Source organism: Nitratireductor sp. ATLC21, assembly GCF_057196525.1.
In genome coordinates this window covers 1,173,047-1,189,850 of the sequence record NZ_JBXUOU010000001.1, presented here as the reverse complement: position 1 = coordinate 1,189,850, position 16,804 = coordinate 1,173,047, and the positions used below count along the sequence as shown (strand labels likewise).

The following is a 16,804-nucleotide window of genomic DNA, read 5'->3' as shown; positions in this document are numbered from 1 at the left end:
TGCGATGAACGCATTCTTGGTCGCATGAGCATTTATCGACTTCTATCGAATAATATGTCATATTTCATTCGTGAAAATCGAATGATCCCATGACTTTTGAACAATTGCTGATCTTTGTGGCCGTCGCCGAGCGGGAGCACCTGACCCAGGCTGCCGCCGCTGTCGGGCGTACGCCCTCTGCCGTCAGTGCATCGATCAAGGCGCTTGAGAGCTATTATGGTGTCGAGCTTTTTCACCGCGTTGGCCGCCGCATCGAGCTGACACGTGTCGGCAAGGTATTTCTTGGCGAGGCGCAGGCGACGCTCGCGCGGGTGCGCTCGGCCGAAACCATGCTTTCAGAGCTTGGCGGGCTGCGGCGCGGCACGCTCAATGTCCATGCGAGCCAGACGGTGGCTAGCTACTGGCTGCCGCCGGTGCTCATGCGGTTTCACAAGCTTTACCCCGGCATCTCGTTGAAACTCACTGTGGGCAACACCCGCATGGTGGCAGACGCAATGCTGGAAGGCGTGGCCGAGGTGGGGCTGGTCGAGGGGAGGGTGGATGAGCCGGCGCTCACCGTGCGCCGTGTGGATCGGGATGTCATGGCAGTCGTGGTCGCACCCACGCACCCGTGGGCCGAGGGGCCGCCTCTTACGCCGAAAGACCTCATCTCGGGAGCGTCATGGATCATGCGGGAGGAGGGATCAGGCACGCGTGCTGCCTTCGAAAGCACGTTAACCGAGATGGGTGTCGACCCAGCCGGGCTCAATCTGGTCATGGAGTTTCCCTCCAATGAGGCAGTGCTTTCCGCCGCGCGCGAGAGTGATTGCGCTGCGGCCATCTCCATGTCTGCCGCAGGCCCCCTGGTGGAGCGTGGTCTCCTGAAACTGGCCAATATCAATCTTGGCGCACGCGACTTCAGCCTGTTGCGGCACAGAGAGCGACGCCAGAGTGGCGCTGCCACCGCGCTTGAGGAATTGTGCGTCGAGGCCGGTAACGTCTTTCAATCGTCAATCGACCCACATATATTTCCGCAACCCTGACCTTTGCGGAGCGTATCATCATGGCCACCTTGCAGAATTTCGACACGGAGATCGCGAAGACCCGTGAGGTGGTCGACGAGATGCGCTCGAGGCTCGAGCAGTCGGGCACTGTGCTCGACAAGCTTGCCCGCACTGACGAAAAGATCGGCCAGGCCGATTTCGACATCGAGAATGCCCGCATTCAGGATGTCTTGACGCAGCAGAAGGTGATGGAAACCAACATCGCCGACCTGATCATCGGCCTTGAGGACGCGACCAATGTCTTCGGCTCCGAGTTCGAGAGCATGAAAAGCTATACGGGCTGGGAAAATTTTATCGGCATCTTCTCCAAGCAGAAGAAGCAGCGCATGCGCACCGAGCGTGTCCGCAACATGTCTCTGGCAGGCAATCTGCAGGAACTGCTTTCAAAATCGGACACCATCACCGGTATTCTGAAGGATCAGAAGCAGGTGCTCGAAGAGCGCTACCAGACCTCTGAGGCCAGCCTTGCCAAGGTCATCGAACGGCGCAAAACCACGATGGAAACCTTGGAAGCGACCCAGAAACGCATCGAGGAACTCAACCCGATGCTGCTCGACATCGAAAACCGGATCGCCGCTTCCACGAGCCAGAAGGACCGCACGGAGCTCGAGGGAGAACGCTCGAAGCTTGCCACCGAATACAATGAGGCACAGGCGAAGGAGCAGGAGCTTCTTGCCGAAAGCCAGACGCTTGAGCGCTACACCTCCATGTTCCAGACCTTCGTGGATTCGCTCAACAACCAGATCGCGGCCCAGTCGACGCTGATCAACAAGCTCACCATCGACACCGAACAGCGCATCGTTCTCTACAAGGCGCTTGAAGATTCATTGAAGACCGCAGCCCAGCAGGACGTGGCCCACCGCATCAACACTCTCGGCTCGAAGGTCGACAACACCGCCGAGGAGACGATGGCTGGCATCGGCGCAGCCGCTCAGCGGCACATTGGCGACCTGCTTGAATTGCATGAGAAAAACATGGTCACCACCGCCGACATCCAGCGCCGCAAGAAGCTTGCCGACGATGCCTTCGCCCGCCGCTTTGAGGACGTGATGAAGAAGCACGACGCCGCGAATTACGTTCGCAGCTGATGACGGCATGGGGGAAAACAGACAGTCGGGGCGATCTGCATGAATACCGCTCCTGACGCCGCATTGCGCTATTTCGACGCCATTGCGTCCGCGCTTGAAGGGCTCGGCGTCTATTTCGGTGACCGCTCTGCATCGCCTTTCCAGTCGCACGGTCTCGTGGCCGAAGTCGTCTCACCCTATATCGGACGGCTCGAGCGCTCTTTCGAGTGCTGGCAGAACCGTCTAGGTTTCATGGAAAAATTCCGCATCCAGCGCGCCGAGAGCGGTTATCCGGTTTTTCAGAGCGTGCTTGAGCTGGAAAACGACCGGCGTCAGGCCGAGAAACGTCTTGCCGGCATCTCCGGACCGGATGAACTTCGCGCCGAGATGGTCGATTTCATCCTGCGCCACCGGGAATTTCCGGCTGACCTCCAGCGCTCCATGGCCGAGCGCCTTTATCTGGAGCAATTGAAGGCGGGCAATGTGTTTTCGCCGTTCATTTTGCCGGAAACGGTGCGCGTTTCGGTGAATCCCAAGACAAAACGGCCGTATTATCTGGTGCATTGGGGTGCTTTTGACGGAAATTCGAGCCTGCCCATGGTCTATATGGCAGCGGTGGAGGATTCCTCGCCCGGCATGGTCAAGGCGCTTGTTTCCGACGATGGCAGGCTCAACGAGGATGTCGAGATCGGCCTGCCGGTGGGCGGTCTGCTCAATCCGGAGCTCGCGCATCAGTTCGACGATTTTGCGGAAAAGAACTCCGCCTATTCCCTGTCGCCCGCCACCATTGCCGGGAATCTCGACAAGGATTTCGACCACCTCCACCCCAAGCAATTGCGCCGGGTGGTGCTGGGGCCGTTCTACACGGCCGGCATCACGGAGAACAATTCGACCGTTGCGGAGGTGCTTGGCAAGGTGCGTCGGCAGGAAAATGCGTGGCTTCTCACCTGGACGGTGCAGGAGGTCTATTCAAAGACCGAACGCCCGGCCCGCAAGGGGCTGTGGTCCAGCCAGCCGGCGCGCGAGGAGTTCTTCATCGACACGGATGATCTCGACGCCGCCCGCATGGGCGTGAGCGCCTATGAGCAGCACGCGCTTGTACCGCACGAAGCCTATCAGGCGCTCTATGCCGCCGGCGAGGCGCAGAAGATTTTCGATGGCTACGACGTGCACGTCATTTCGGGCGGGCGGGTGATCACGGATGTGTAGCAGCTTCGCCCAGGCAGAAGACTATGCGCCAGCTTTTGTGCCCCCTTCTCCCCGCTTGCGGGGAGAAGGTGAGGATGAGGGGCGCGCGCCAGGGGTGAAAGTTTGGCAAGGCATGGGCGCCTTTCCGCCCGAAACGCTGCATGCCCCTCATCCGCCTGCCGGCACCTTCTCCCCGCAGGCGGGGAGAAGGGCGATGGCCGCTGGCGTTGTGCATCAGGGGCGGTTCCACTGCCCGACAGATCAGGAGTTTCCATGGACACCGGCCTGACGACCATCGACGAGAAGGACATCGAAAAGCACCGGGCGACGGCGCAGAGCCTTGTGACGCGCTTTGTGGTGCTTCAGTCTGATGGCGGCCGCTCCGGCACCGAGCTTGCCGGCACCGGGCGGCGTTTCGTGTCGACCGTCTCCACCGGCGCGCTGCGCAGGACGCGCGAGGTGGAGCTGGCGAAAACCATCGCCGCCATCCGGCAGGGCGACCCGATGCTGTCCATTCCGCAACACACGCTTCTCTATCGCACGCGTCGCGGGGTGGCCGTGGCGCTGGCCGTCGCCGATGTCTTTGCGCGTTCCACCGAGCTTGAAAGCCTTCAGGAGCGCAACGCCCGCAGCCCGCTCGAGGGTGAGGCCGCGCAGACCTATCACGCGCTCCTGCAGGCATCGGCCTATGTCGCTGCCTTCACGCTCTCGTCCTATCTCCTCCAGATGCTTGATGCCAACAGCGAGCCGGTGAACGACACGGATGAGCCGGATTTCCAGTTCGATACGCCGCAGGATGCGCTCAAAAGCGTTCTTGCCGCGCTCGAAGGCGCGATCTCGGGTGCTGCCGACGACACGGCGATGACGGCGCGCGCCCGCGCGCTTGCCCGCGTCGCAATCGAGGGGCTTCTGCAGCGGCGCAGCCGTTTCACCGGTCTCGGCGCGTTTGAAGACACGCATATGCGGCTTGAGGCCGACGATTTCACGCAGGACGGCTTCGACGTCGCACCGGGCAGCCGGCGTAAGCCGCTCGTCATGACCTTCAAGAAGCCCAACGAGATCATCGGCAATCACATCGCCAAATATCAGGCCATGAAGCTCGCCAAGATGCTGATGGCCTATGATTTCGACCGTCAGCTCAACCCGTTCGTCGAGCTGGGGGGCTTTCTGTTCACCTTCATCGGCGATGGCGCGCCGGGCACCGGCAAGACCATCCTCATTCAGATGACCGCCGGACTTTTGAACGATTACTGCCAGATCGCGGGCGTGCCGTTCCATTACGAGAATTTCGGCGTCGACCAGATTTCCTCCTATCAGGGCAAGTCGGGGCAGAACTGCAAGCAGTTCGTGGAAAATGTTCTGAGCCCGCGCGCCATCGGCTTCGGCACCATCGACGACATCGATCAGGTGGCGGCCAAGCGCTCCGACGACCGGGCGTCTGCCGGCCAGCAGGAGGTGACGGGCGTTCTGATGGAGAGCTTTGCGGGTGCGGGCACCGTTGTGCGCGGCAATTGCTCCTTCGGCATGTTCTCCAACTATCCGGAGAATGTGGACGACGCGCTGCGCCAGCGCGCCGGCGCGCGCTGGCTTGTCGACGGGCCGCAGACTTTTGAGGACTATGTCGACATTTTTGTGCTTCTGGCCGGCAAGAACCATGCGATCCCGCTCGGCGAGCACGAGCCGTTTGCAACACAGGAAATCAAGCGCGCGGTCGAGACTGCCTATGAGGCGCATTCGAAGCCTCAGGAAGAAGGGCTTGCGAAGGTCTATGAGCGCTTCCTGAACGATCGCGGCGAGCCGAAGACGCTCACGGATATCGGCGCCTATCTGCATGAGATCAAGCTCGCGGAGCCGCGCTTCACCGGCCGCGCCATCAAGAACATCACCGACGCCATCAAGATGCGCGCCATGGACATCGAGCTTCCAGACGAATGGTTCGAGACGCCCGACGCTTTCATGCGCAAAAGCTATGATGAAAAGAAAGCGATGATCGCCGAACTGCGCCGGCCATTCACGATGGACATGGTGATGCAGGAAATCAACCGCTACGCGGATTCGGAGTTCCGCTATTCGGACCGCTCGGACGATGCGGCCGTCTCCACCATCGTCCGCGACCAGCGCCTGCGCGAACGCGCCCTGCGCGAGATCGAGGACATGAAGGCGAGGGGTGTTTGGGGAGGTTGAATGAGCTTCCTTCTCCCCGCTCGCGGGGAGAAGGTGCCGGCAGGCGGATGAGGGGCGAACGCCATGCGCAATGCGAAGCCAGAACAGACCGAAAGAGCGCGCTCCCTGCGCCGCGCAGAAAACGATGCGGAAGAGGTCCTGTGGTCGGAACTGCGAAGTCGTCGGTTGAATGGCTTCAAATTTGTGCGGCAGCTGCCTCTCGGGCCGTATTTTGCTGATTTCGCCTGTAGGGAGAAGCACCTTGTGGTCGAAGTCGATGGCAGTCAACATGCTGAAAACACTGCGGATCGGCGTCGCGATAGCTATATGAACGAGAAGGGGTGGTCTGTGCTGCGGTTCTGGAATGTCGATGTGCTGAAACAGCGGGAACAGGTGCTCGAAACGATATTAGCTGTGCTGGACGGGCGGCTTTCGTCGTCGGTCGTGGCTGCTGACATGCGGTTTTCTCCCGCTGAGGGTCTGAAATGGTAAGGGGGATGTTTTTTCAAACTGTTGCACGCCCCTCATCCCCCTGCCGGGACCTTCTCCCCGTGAATACGGGGAGAAGGAAAACGGCGGAGGGCGAGGCTCCAATGCTTGGTCACTTGCAATTGTTGTGTGAGAAAACCCGCAATCTCTTTCCGGGCATGAGCAGAGCCATTCGAAATGACGAACCAGCGTCTGCGCGCCCTTCTCCCCGCGTGCGGGGAGAAGGTGAGGATGAGGGGCGAGCGCGAACGGCCTGTCTTTGGCGCGTCATGGGCGCTTTGGCGCCCGGATCGCTACACCGGTTTCATCCGCCAGCCGGCCCGTCATCCCCCTGCCGGGACCTTCACCCCGCGAGTGCGGGGAGAAGGAGGATGGCCGCAACGCTTACGTCTTTCTCTCCACATGTGCCGGGTGAGGAGTGACACCATGAACCTCCTCCGCGAAAACGATCTCATTTTCGGCCGCCTCCTGAAAATCGAAGAACCGCATCTGATCGCACGCTACAACAAGGCGCTGGATGCTTTTGGCGTGCCGCAGACGAAGCTCGCCTCCTTCGAGATCGACCGCACCGGCTTCTCGCCGCAGATCGCCGAGGAACTGGACGACGCGCAGTATCTCGATCCCAACGGCGTCAATCGCCGCTTCATCATCCTCACCCCGGCGCAGATCGAGCTGCCGGTGGTGCATACGGCCTTCTCCAACACCTCGCAGCTCGTCTACGAATTCATGATGGCCAATGCGCGCGCCATCAATGCGATCACCATCAAGGATGTGGTCTATGGCGAGATCGAGGAGCAGGTGAACCAGGTGCGCGACATTGAGGACCTGCTGTCCATCGCGCAGGTGGAGTTCAAGGTTCTCTCCGCCGAAGATCTGCTCGGAAAGGCCGCGGAGCTTGGCCGGCTTGCCGACCGGGTGAAGCATGAGCCCGACGCCTGGCGCGACGACGAATTGCTCAACCGCATGGTCGCGCTCGCGCGCGAAACCGGCGACATCCGCGAAAACAGCCTCGTGCCCGAACAGGTCGTGTTTCGGCATGATGCCTATTGGACGAGCCATTTCGGCGGCGTCTACATATTTGCCGATACGGACACGACAACGGTGATCGCCGATCCGGCGACGCCGGGCTTCCGCCGCTCGCGGCCATGGCAGGTGAGCTATCTGTCGAAGGACGATCCCGCGCGCATCTTCCGGTTTCTGGCCGAGACGGGCCGCATCCAGCTCCCCCGCGCCTCGTGGGTCGAACGCTCGAACTATCTCGCCCATCGCGGCGAAATGGTGCTGCTCGATCTGATACGCCGCGAGGAGCCGGATACGGATTTCGCGCGCGTCGATCCGGTATGGCTGCAGACCTGGACGCACCGCAACGCGAAACTGGTTTCTGGTGAGGGGAGTGTTCCGCTTCTCAACGCCGCCGTGCGCGAAATCAGCCAGACGGGTACGCTCAAGATCGAGGAGATCCCGCCGCGGGAACGCTTTCTCGTCACCCGCGCCGACCCCGCGCATAAGGATGCCTGGCTCACCAACCGGCTGATCTCCGATTTCGTGCCGTCCGATTTCATTGCGCGCTATGTTTTCAACAAGCAGGGTTTTTACCGCGATTACGAAACCTGGCCGGAAGGCTGGCGCGAATATGTTGTGGCGCGGCTGAAAACCGCATATCTCATGGACAAACCGGCGCTGCGAAAGCGCCTCTACGGCCTGGAAAACTGATCCAGGACCCAAACGCCTGAGGGAGGCGCTTCGTGCTCGATCCGATCGTTGAATTCTTCACCCGCGTGTTTCACTGGATCGGTCGCGGCATCGGGCTGCTGATTGCCTGGATCCTCTGGCCCTTCATGGCCGCTGGCCGCTGGTATACGCGGCGCGGCTGGATCATTCGGGGTTCGATCGGACTTGTGCTGCTCGCGATCGTTGGCTTCTACGGCTATTTCTTCTGGCAGACACAGGTCTGGACGGGCTTCAATCCCGATTACGTCGCGGAATACAATCTTGACGCGCGTGGCGTTTCCGCCGGCGAGCAGACAGCAGCCACGCAGGGCGGTGAGACACGGACCTGCGGACGGTCCGCCATCGTCGACGTGACCGCGGATCTCACCGATTTCAACGTCAACGACAATGCATGGATTTCCTCCATGCTGCTCTACAAGCTCGGCTTTTTCTTCGTGCTCGACTGGGACGACACGCCCTTCTTCGACAACAAGGCATCGTTCCAGCGCGGCATCAATCAGGCCGTTCGCCGCAGCGCCATCGAATTGGTGGATGCGCTTGGCCGCGTGCGCGGCACATCGCAGATCGACCGCGATCTGCAGAACGCGCGCGGCGCGCTGACCTTCGATGAGGAAACCTGGTATTTCGGGCTGAGCCCCTTTGGGCCCAAGACGCCCACCCCGAGCTTCTATCGCTCCGCCATCCGCGATCTGCGCAGCTTCAACGACCGGCTTGAGACTTGCGAGGCCGTGTTCGATGCGCGCGCCGACAATCTGATCCAGTATCTCGACCGCATTGCGAGCGATCTGGGTTCGACCTCCGATCTTCTGCGCCAGCGTTCGGAAAACTACAATTCCGGCTGGTTCGACACACGTGCCGATGATCGTTTCTGGTTCGCCTATGGCCAGCTCTACGCTTATTACGGCCTTCTGAAAGCGGCGGGTGCCGACTTTGAAGATGTCATCAAGCAGCGTTCGCTGGGCTCGCTCTGGGACACGACGGAAGAGCAGTTCCGCGCGGCGCTGAATGTGCAGCCCTTCATCATCTCCAATGGGCGTGAGGATGGCTGGATCATGCCGACCCACCTCGCCACGATGGGGTTCTACATCCTGCGTGTGCGCTCCAATCTCGTGGAACTGCGCCTGGTTCTGGACCGGTAGGTCAACCGATCTGCGGGTCAAACGCCGATGTCTGCCCCGCCTGCTGCTTCATTGCCACCGTCGCACATGCCCTGTCGCATTTTACGCATTGCGCGCCTCTTTTGCGACGGTGGACGTTTAGAATTCGCGGCTTTATGCCAATCGGCAAACGTTGCGGACCACCGGGAGAGGAAATCATCGTCATGGCCGAAGTGAAATCCGACATCGAGATCGCCCGCGCGGCGAAGAAGAAGCCGATCCAGGAAATCGGGGCGCGGCTCGACATTCCATCCGAACACCTTCTTCCCTATGGCCATGACAAGGCGAAGGTGTCGGCCGAGTTCATTGCAGAGGCCCGCAAGAACGGGAACGGCAAGCTGATCCTCGTCACGGCGATCAACCCGACGCCGGCGGGTGAGGGCAAGACGACCACCACGGTCGGTCTGGGGGATGGGCTGAACCGCATCGGCAAGAAGGCGGCGATCTGCATCCGCGAGGCCTCGCTTGGCCCCTGCTTCGGCGTCAAGGGCGGGGCAGCCGGCGGCGGCTATGCCCAGGTGGTTCCGATGGAGGACATGAACCTCCACTTCACCGGCGATTTCCACGCCATCACATCGGCCCACAACCTGCTTTCGGCGCTGATCGACAACCATATTTACTGGGGCAACGCGCAGGAGATCGACATTCGGCGCGTGGCCTGGCGGCGCGTGATGGACATGAACGACCGGGCGCTGCGCGAAATCGTCTGTTCGCTCGGCGGCGTGGCCAATGGTTTCCCGCGCGAAGCAGGGTTCGACATCACCGTTGCCTCCGAGGTCATGGCCATTCTGTGCCTTTCGACGGACCTGAAGGACCTCGAAAAGCGGCTCGGCGACATCATCATCGGCTATCGCCGGGACAAGAGCCCGGTCTTTGCGCGCGACATCAAGGCCGATGGCGCCATGACCGTGCTCCTCAAGGACGCACTCCAGCCCAATCTGGTGCAGACGCTGGAAAACAATCCGGCTTTTGTGCATGGCGGCCCCTTCGCAAACATCGCCCATGGCTGCAACTCGGTGATGGCGACAACCACGGCGCTGAAGATCGCCGACTATGTGGTGACGGAGGCCGGTTTCGGCGCCGATCTCGGTGCGGAAAAATTCTTTGACATCAAATGCCGCAAGGCAGGCCTCAAGCCCGCCGCCGCCGTGATCGTGGCGACCGTGCGGGCGCTCAAGATGAATGGTGGCGTCAAGAAGGAAGATCTGGGCACCGAGGATGTCGCATCCGTCAAGGCAGGCTGCGTCAATCTTGGCCGCCACATCGAAAATGTGAAGCAGTTCGGCGTTCCGGCCATCGTCGCCATCAACCATTTTCACACGGATACGGATGCCGAGATTGAGGCGGTAAAGGCCTATGTGGCCGAGCAGGGGGAAGAGGCCGTTTTATGCCGCCACTGGGCGGAAGGCTCTGCCGGGATCGAGGAGCTGGCGCACAAGGTGGTGGCGCTGGCCGAAAGCGGGGTCTCCCAGTTCGCACCGCTCTATCCCGACGACATGCCGCTCTTCGACAAGATCGACACGGTGGTGAAGCGCATCTATCGCGGCTCCGAGGCGATCGCCGACAAATCCGTGCGCAATCAGCTAAAGCAATGGGAAGAGCAGGGATACGGCCACCTGCCGGTCTGCATGGCCAAGACGCAGTATTCCTTCTCCACCGATCCCAATCTGCGGGGCGCACCCACCGGCCATGTGGTGCCGATCCGCGAGGTGCGGCTTTCCGCCGGCGCCGGTTTCGTGGTGGCGATCTGCGGTGAGATCATGACCATGCCGGGTCTGCCGCGCGTGCCGTCCTCCGAGCATATTTTTCTCAATGAAAACGGCCTGATCGAGGGGCTTTCCTGATAAAATGAGTCTGATGGCTGGGCGGGCTGCAGGCCCGCCAACTGCCTGCACGGGGACAGAGGGCAGGCCCGTATGTGGTACAAACTCAAGTTCACTTGAAGTTTAATCCTGGTCATGAGATTTTAGCCTCAACAGGAGAGGCTGCCGATGCTCACCATCAATCAGGTTTCAAGGCGCAGTGGCGTGGCCGCATCCGCACTGCGATATTATGAAGAGCGGGGATTGATCACCTCGGAGCGTGCAGGCTCTGGCCATCGGCGCTACCAGCGCGCCGTGCTGCGTCGCGTGGCCTTCATCGTTTTCGCCCAGCGGGTGGGGCTGTCGCTTGATGAGATCAAGGCGGAACTCGACAAACTGCCCACCGACCATGTGCCGAAGGGTGATGACTGGGCGCGGCTTTCCGAGCACTGGACGAAGCGCATCGATGAACGCATCGCCGAGATGGAGCGGTTGAAGCACGGCCTAACCGAATGCATCTCCTGCGGATGCCTCTCTCTGGAGACCTGCGCTCTGACGAACCCGGCCGACCGGGCAGGCCGGATGGGGCCGGGTCCGCGTTATTGGGTAGGTGCCAAGGCGTGAGCGACGTTTTTCAGCTTTCCTTCACACGCCTTGTCCAGCTGCGCATGGCAATCGGTAGCCATTTGGAAAAGCCGGGCGAAAGCGTTTCGTATCGCTGCTTGAAGTCATCGTGGCTTTCATAAATGTCGGCAAGCCCGGCGTAAGCGTCGTGTGAGCAGTCTCTACCCCACATCTGTGCCACCCAGGCATGGTGTCGTTGGATCAATGGATCAAGCGCCCGTGCTTGCGGCACTGTGCCGTCCTCCATTGTCTTCACTAGGTCCGCCTCGATCCCCGCGAGCGCACTCATGCGCTCTTTCATATCCTGATCGCTGATTGCCTTTGCTGCCGAATCGCTTGCGGTGACTTTCTCGTGTGTTGAATCACCAAGGCGATCTTTCAGCCATGCTTCGTATTCGGCCTGTTTTTCGGGCGTCACGAAGCCCTTGTACAAATTCTCATATTGCATCGCACGTTCTCCTTTCAGATGGGCGATCGTGCGGTCGATCGTCCTGATGAGCTGGCGATAGCGCTTGGCTTCGGCCGCGAGATGGCTGCGTTGTTCATTCAGCGCTGCCAGACTGTCGAAGCGCGGATCGTCGAGAATGGAACCGATCGTCTCGAGCGGCATCCCAAGCTCGCGATAAAGGAGGATCTGCTGCAGGCGCAGCAATTCCGCCTCTCCGTAGTAACGGTAGCGGTTCTCGCCGACACGCACAGGTGAAAGAAGGCCTATGGCATCATAGTGGTGAAGGGTCCGGACCGAGACGCCGGCAAGCTTCGCCAAATCGGTGACCATCCATTCTTTCATCGCGCACGCCTCCGCAGGACCAAGGGATTAATCCCTCCCCTGTCGTGAGGGTCAAGCGGCACTGGGCCCCGGGTCATCGCCGTCGGAGTATTCGGGGGAATGTCGCGCAATCGCATCCGCATTATGAACAAGGCGCAGCGCCGGGCGCGCCACCGCGAGCATCTTTCGACGTGCTGCTTCCGGCTGATAAAGCACGTCTTCGAGCATGAGGTGCTCCGGGTGAGAGTTGCCGTGTCTTGGAAGAACGATGCTCTCGCCTGCAGCCAGCCCGATAAGCGCCAGCCCGCGCAATGTTGTCAGTGGCAATGTCAGCCCGACGAAGCCTTGTAGTTCGTCGTGGCTGATGATGCGTGTTTGCGGGTGTTCATCACCCGTGCGGAAGCGCACACGGCTGTTCAACGTCGCCACATGGGCTGGCGCGTCTTCGCGAAGCACGACACGCGCTCCATCAAGCTTCGCGCGCAGAAGTGCCGCATACGCTTCACTGAAGTGGTGCCTGCGCTCCTGCAAAAATTCCAGAATGGTGAAGTCCTTGGTGGTGAGAATACATCCCTGCCCGGTCCACACGGCGATCTCCTGCTGATCTCCAGTACGGCCCTTCGCATGGGTGGTCGAAAGGGCCGTGAACAAACAAATCCGCACGCCACTTGCGTGGTCGTGCAGCCTGCATTTGGGTGGTTTCCCCTGCGCCCAAGGCATGGCGCAGGGGTCAAACTCCCGTCAGGAGATGTCCCGTGAAAAAGCGGAGATGCGGGCTCGTCATGATTGTGAGCTCAGGCGTTTTCTTCCTGGGTCACGCGGACCACGGTCAGCTTGTGAGTCTGACCTGTACGCGCGGTCCAGTCGATTGATTGGCCCTCCTTGAGGCCGATAAGCGCCGTGCCCACGGGTGTCGTGATGGAGATGCGGCCCTGTTCTATATCTGCGTCGCCGGGGTAAACCAGGGTCACGGTTTTTTCGGGCCCACCGTCGGCGGTATAGACGACGGTCGAACCCATGCGCACAATGGTAGCGGCAAGCGAGCCGTCGCGAACGACGCGAGCCCGGTCCAGTTCGGCCATCATGGTTTCCGATACGTCCGGATTGCGATCTTCCAGCGCCTCGGCCAGGCCGGTCAGGCGTTCATAATCGGTTTCGGAAATCGTGATGCTCGGCTTGCGCCCTGTCTTCTGCTGCATTGGCTTGTCCATGCGTGTCATCCGGGCATGCAACCATGCACGCCACGAGGCTTCGATTGTCGTACGAAATTCTGGTGATGCGCCTTAGAACCGTTTCCGCCGTGTGACCTGATCGTGTCGATCAACAGGCGGAGGAGCGCCCCTCGGTTCGGAGGCGCACGGCACCGAACCGGGGGTCAGTATCCCGCAATGGGACATACCCGGAAAAAAACGGACATGTGTTTTCGGTTCGTGCTCATTGTTTAAACGTGGTGCGTGGATCAGGCGATGTCAAGACAGTTGCAGTAAATGCTGGAGTAATGCGCAGGACCATTTGAGCCCGCCAGTTGCACGCTCACAGCAAATCTCTGACGGGTTTCGAACCTTCCCGAATTCAATCTTAATTACGCAACAATCATGGTGTTCGCATCCAGCGTGTTGCAAAACCGATCAGTCAGGAGGGGGCTATTAGGCTATGACAGGTGAGCGGGACGGATTCTTTCGACGGGTTGCGCGCCAGCGCGGGGCACTTGCACCGGTGCTCCTTCTCCTCGTGCTGACACTTGGCTCGTTCGCCTTCTTCGCCATTGCTGATGAGGTGGCGGAAGGGGAGATCAAGGCTCTGGATGAATATCTGCTCCTCTCCCTGCGTAATCCAATGGATGCGTCTGATCCGCTCGGCCCGCCCTGGCTGGAGGAAACCGCACTTGAGATCACCGCCATCGGCGGTTATCCGGTCATCGTTCTTTCGCTTCTCGTGTTGACAGGTCTGCTTCTTGTAACACGCCGTTTCGGTGCAGCCTTCTATGTGCTTTTGTCCGTGGGGTCTGGCGCGCTTGTCTCATATCTTCTGAAAAACCATTACGAGCGTCCGCGGCCGGATCTTGTCGAACATCTCGACGTGATCCACACGGCCAGCTTTCCAAGCGGTCACGCAACGGTCACCACAGTCGCTTATCTGACGCTGGCTGCTCTTGTCGTGCGTTTTTTTCCGGACTGGAGGGTCAGGCTTTATGTGCTTGCTGTCGCGGTGTTCATTTCCTTTATCGTCGGAGCAAGCCGCGTTTACCTTGGGGTTCACTGGCCGAGCGATGTTGCTGCAGGCTGGGCGCTGGGCGCTGCCTGGGCAAGTTTCATATGGCTGTGTCTGAGTCTCCTTGCGCTTTATCGCGGCAGACGGGCGGCCGATGGCTCGGGAAAGCGGTTGCGCGAAAGCGCTGTCGAGGTTATGGAGAAACCATGATGATGATTTCTTGCGCGAAACTCTGGTGGTGGGCCCGCTAACAGCGGCCAGCCGTGCAGTGTGCGCGCAGAAAAGACCATGGCCGCAGGTGAAAACCGGGCGGCCTTTTTTGTCTGCGCTTCCCGGCGGTGCCTGAAACAGGGAGCATGAAATGAGCCTGGAAGTTCTGGATAACGGCGCTGAGCGTTTTACGACCGCTGGCGGTGTGATGATCACGCGAAGCCGTGTGGAAACCGCCTATGAAGGCGCCATCGACGCCTATATCGATGCGCTGGATGAGCGCCGCGGGGCAGTTTTCTCCTCCAATTATGAATATCCGGGTCGCTATACCCGCTGGGACACGGCAATCATCGATCCGCCCCTGGTGATCTCGGCCCGTGGCCGCGAAATGAAGATCGAAGCGCTGAACACACGTGGCAAGGCACTTTTGCCCATCCTTGCCGACCGGGTTGCTGCACTCGATCCCGTGACGGTGAAGCAGCGCGATGATGCGCATCTTGAGGTTTCGGTGGCAGAGCCGGAGCGGGTCTTTTCCGAGGAAGAGCGCTCGCGGGTGCCCACGGTCTTTACTGTGCTGCGTGCCGTTACGGAGCTTTTTCACACCGATCACGATGCCAATCTGGGGCTCTATGGGGCGTTCGGCTACGATCTCGCCTTCCAGTTCGACCCGATAAGGCAGAGCCTCAAGCGCCCCGAAAGTCAGCGCGATCTGGTCCTCTACCTTCCTGACGAGATCCTGGTGGTCGACCATCACGCGGCCCGAGCCTGGCACGACCGGTACGACTATTCGGGCGAAGGCTTCTCGACGGCGGATCTGCCGCGAGATGGCGCGCGGGAGGCCTTCAAGACAGCCGATCATGTGCCGCCGCGCGGCGATCACGAGCCCGGCGAATATGCCCGTCTGGTGGAGAAGGCGAAGGACAGTTTCCATCGCGGGGATCTGTTCGAAGTTGTTCCGGGGCAAATGTTCATGGAACGCGCCGAACGCCGACCCTCGCAGATTTCGCGTCGTCTGAAGGAGATCAATCCCTCACCCTACTCCTTCTTCATCAATCTGGGCGAACAGGAATATCTTGTCGGCGCCTCGCCGGAGATGTTCGTGCGGGTCAATGGAAGGCGCGTCGAGACCTGTCCGATATCCGGCACGATCAGACGAGGCGATGATGCTATTGCCGATGCCGAGCAGATCATCAAGCTTCTGAATTCCAAGAAGGACGAGTCCGAACTCACCATGTGCTCTGATGTCGACCGCAACGACAAGAGCCGTGTGTGCGAGCCGGGGTCCGTGCGTGTGATCGGCCGCCGCCAGATCGAGATGTATTCGCGTCTCATTCACACGGTCGATCACATCGAGGGGCGGCTGCGCGAGGGCATGGATGCCTTCGACGCGTTTTTGAGCCATGCCTGGGCCGTCACGGTGACGGGTGCGCCGAAGCTTTGGGCCATGCGGTTCATCGAGGAGAACGAGAAGAGCCCGCGCGCCTGGTATGGCGGCGCCATCGGGATGGTGCATTTCAACGGCGACATGAATACCGGCCTGACACTTCGAACCATCCGCATCAAGGACGGTGTGGCGGAGGTGCGGGCGGGTGCGACGCTTCTGTTCGATTCCGATCCGCAGGAGGAAGAGGCCGAAACGGAGCTCAAGGCGTCGGCCATGCTGTCGGCGATCCGCGATGCCGGGAAAGCAAACACGGAAAATGAAACGCGCGCCGGTGCTCGTGTGGGTGAGGGGGTGAAGATCCTGCTTGTCGATCACGAAGATTCCTTCGTGCATACGCTCGCCAACTATTTTCGTCAGACGGGCGCGGAAGTGGTGACGGTGCGCTCGCCGGTCGCCGATGAGGTGTTTGACCGCGTTGCGCCGGATCTGGTCGTTCTCTCACCCGGACCCGGCCGGCCGGAGGATTTCGACTGTAAGGCCACCATCGCCAAATCTCGCGCGCGCAATCTGCCGATGTTCGGTGTTTGCCTTGGTCTCCAGGCGCTTGTAGAAGCCTATGGCGGCGAACTGCGCCAGCTCGCCGAGCCTATGCATGGCAAGCCTTCGCGCATTCGTGCCAGTGGAAACAGCCTTGTGTTCTCGGGCCTGCCTTCGGAAGTGACGGTTGGGCGCTATCATTCCATTTTTGCCGATCCGGTGCGCATGCCTTCCGCTTTCGTGGTGACAGCGGAGACTGAGGATGGTGTCGTGATGGGGATAGAACATGAGGAAGAGCCGATTGCAGCCGTGCAATTCCATCCCGAATCGATCATGACGCTTGGGCAGAATGCAGGGATGCGCATGATCGAGAATGTGGTGGCGCATCTGCCGCGCAAGGCGCGTGTGAAAGCGGCCTGAAACATTGAG

Annotated in this window: 14 protein-coding genes; 11 read left to right on the top strand and 3 right to left on the bottom strand. The window is 60.4% G+C overall.

All coding sequences use genetic code 11. The features are described 5' to 3' along the window. Window positions 1-89 precede the first annotated feature (89 nt). From AC2CHD_RS05800 to soxR, 9 genes are all read left to right on the top strand, one after another. Complete coding sequence (locus AC2CHD_RS05800) at window positions 90-1,022, top strand: LysR family transcriptional regulator (protein WP_484552898.1); 933 nt, start codon at window positions 90-92, stop codon at window positions 1,020-1,022. Window positions 1,023-1,042: 20 nt separating this feature from the next. After that, window positions 1,043-2,131, top strand: coding sequence for a hypothetical protein (locus tag AC2CHD_RS05795; protein ID WP_484552897.1), 1,089 nt, complete (start codon window positions 1,043-1,045; stop codon window positions 2,129-2,131). Window positions 2,132-2,170: 39 nt separating this feature from the next. Beyond that, window positions 2,171-3,319 (top strand): hypothetical protein, encoded by a 1,149-nt coding sequence (locus AC2CHD_RS05790; protein WP_484552896.1) that lies wholly within the window; start codon window positions 2,171-2,173, stop codon window positions 3,317-3,319. A 252-nt stretch (window positions 3,320-3,571) separates the two neighbouring features. After that, complete coding sequence (locus AC2CHD_RS05785; protein WP_484552895.1) at window positions 3,572-5,482, top strand: AAA family ATPase; 1,911 nt, start codon at window positions 3,572-3,574, stop codon at window positions 5,480-5,482. Between the two features lie 63 nt (window positions 5,483-5,545). Next, complete coding sequence (locus tag AC2CHD_RS05780; RefSeq protein WP_484552894.1) at window positions 5,546-5,953, top strand: endonuclease domain-containing protein; 408 nt, start codon at window positions 5,546-5,548, stop codon at window positions 5,951-5,953. 423 nt (window positions 5,954-6,376) lie between these two features. Then, complete coding sequence (locus AC2CHD_RS05775) at window positions 6,377-7,663, top strand: DUF6638 family protein (RefSeq protein WP_484552893.1); 1,287 nt, start codon at window positions 6,377-6,379, stop codon at window positions 7,661-7,663. A 32-nt stretch (window positions 7,664-7,695) separates the two neighbouring features. Beyond that, window positions 7,696-8,820, top strand: coding sequence for a DUF2333 family protein (locus AC2CHD_RS05770; RefSeq protein WP_484552892.1), 1,125 nt, complete (start codon window positions 7,696-7,698; stop codon window positions 8,818-8,820). Between the two features lie 182 nt (window positions 8,821-9,002). Beyond that, complete coding sequence (locus AC2CHD_RS05765; RefSeq protein WP_484552891.1) at window positions 9,003-10,682, top strand: formate--tetrahydrofolate ligase; 1,680 nt, start codon at window positions 9,003-9,005, stop codon at window positions 10,680-10,682. Between the two features lie 147 nt (window positions 10,683-10,829). Next, entirely contained in the window at window positions 10,830-11,264 is a 435-nt protein-coding gene (gene soxR, locus AC2CHD_RS05760; RefSeq protein WP_229448635.1) for a redox-sensitive transcriptional activator SoxR, read from the top strand. A 10-nt stretch (window positions 11,265-11,274) separates the two neighbouring features. Here soxR and AC2CHD_RS05755 read toward each other — a convergent pair whose 3' ends face one another. From AC2CHD_RS05755 to rnk, 3 genes are all read right to left on the bottom strand, one after another. Next, window positions 11,275-12,054 carry a MerR family transcriptional regulator gene (locus AC2CHD_RS05755; RefSeq protein ID WP_229448636.1) on the bottom strand — a complete coding sequence of 260 codons (780 nt, stop codon included), beginning with the start codon at window positions 12,052-12,054 and terminating at the stop codon, window positions 11,275-11,277. Between the two features lie 51 nt (window positions 12,055-12,105). Continuing rightward, complete coding sequence (locus tag AC2CHD_RS05750) at window positions 12,106-12,684, bottom strand: GreA/GreB family elongation factor (protein WP_484552890.1); 579 nt, start codon at window positions 12,682-12,684, stop codon at window positions 12,106-12,108. Between the two features lie 143 nt (window positions 12,685-12,827). Continuing rightward, window positions 12,828-13,232: a nucleoside diphosphate kinase regulator gene (gene rnk, locus AC2CHD_RS05745; protein WP_229448640.1), complete on the bottom strand. Its 405-nt coding sequence runs from the start codon at window positions 13,230-13,232 to the stop codon at window positions 12,828-12,830. A 454-nt stretch (window positions 13,233-13,686) separates the two neighbouring features. Between rnk and AC2CHD_RS05740 the strand changes: the two genes are divergently transcribed. Beyond that, window positions 13,687-14,454 (top strand): phosphatase PAP2 family protein, encoded by a 768-nt coding sequence (locus AC2CHD_RS05740; protein WP_484552889.1) that lies wholly within the window; start codon window positions 13,687-13,689, stop codon window positions 14,452-14,454. Between the two features lie 151 nt (window positions 14,455-14,605). Then, complete coding sequence (locus AC2CHD_RS05735; protein WP_484552888.1) at window positions 14,606-16,795, top strand: anthranilate synthase; 2,190 nt, start codon at window positions 14,606-14,608, stop codon at window positions 16,793-16,795. Window positions 16,796-16,804 lie beyond the last annotated feature (9 nt).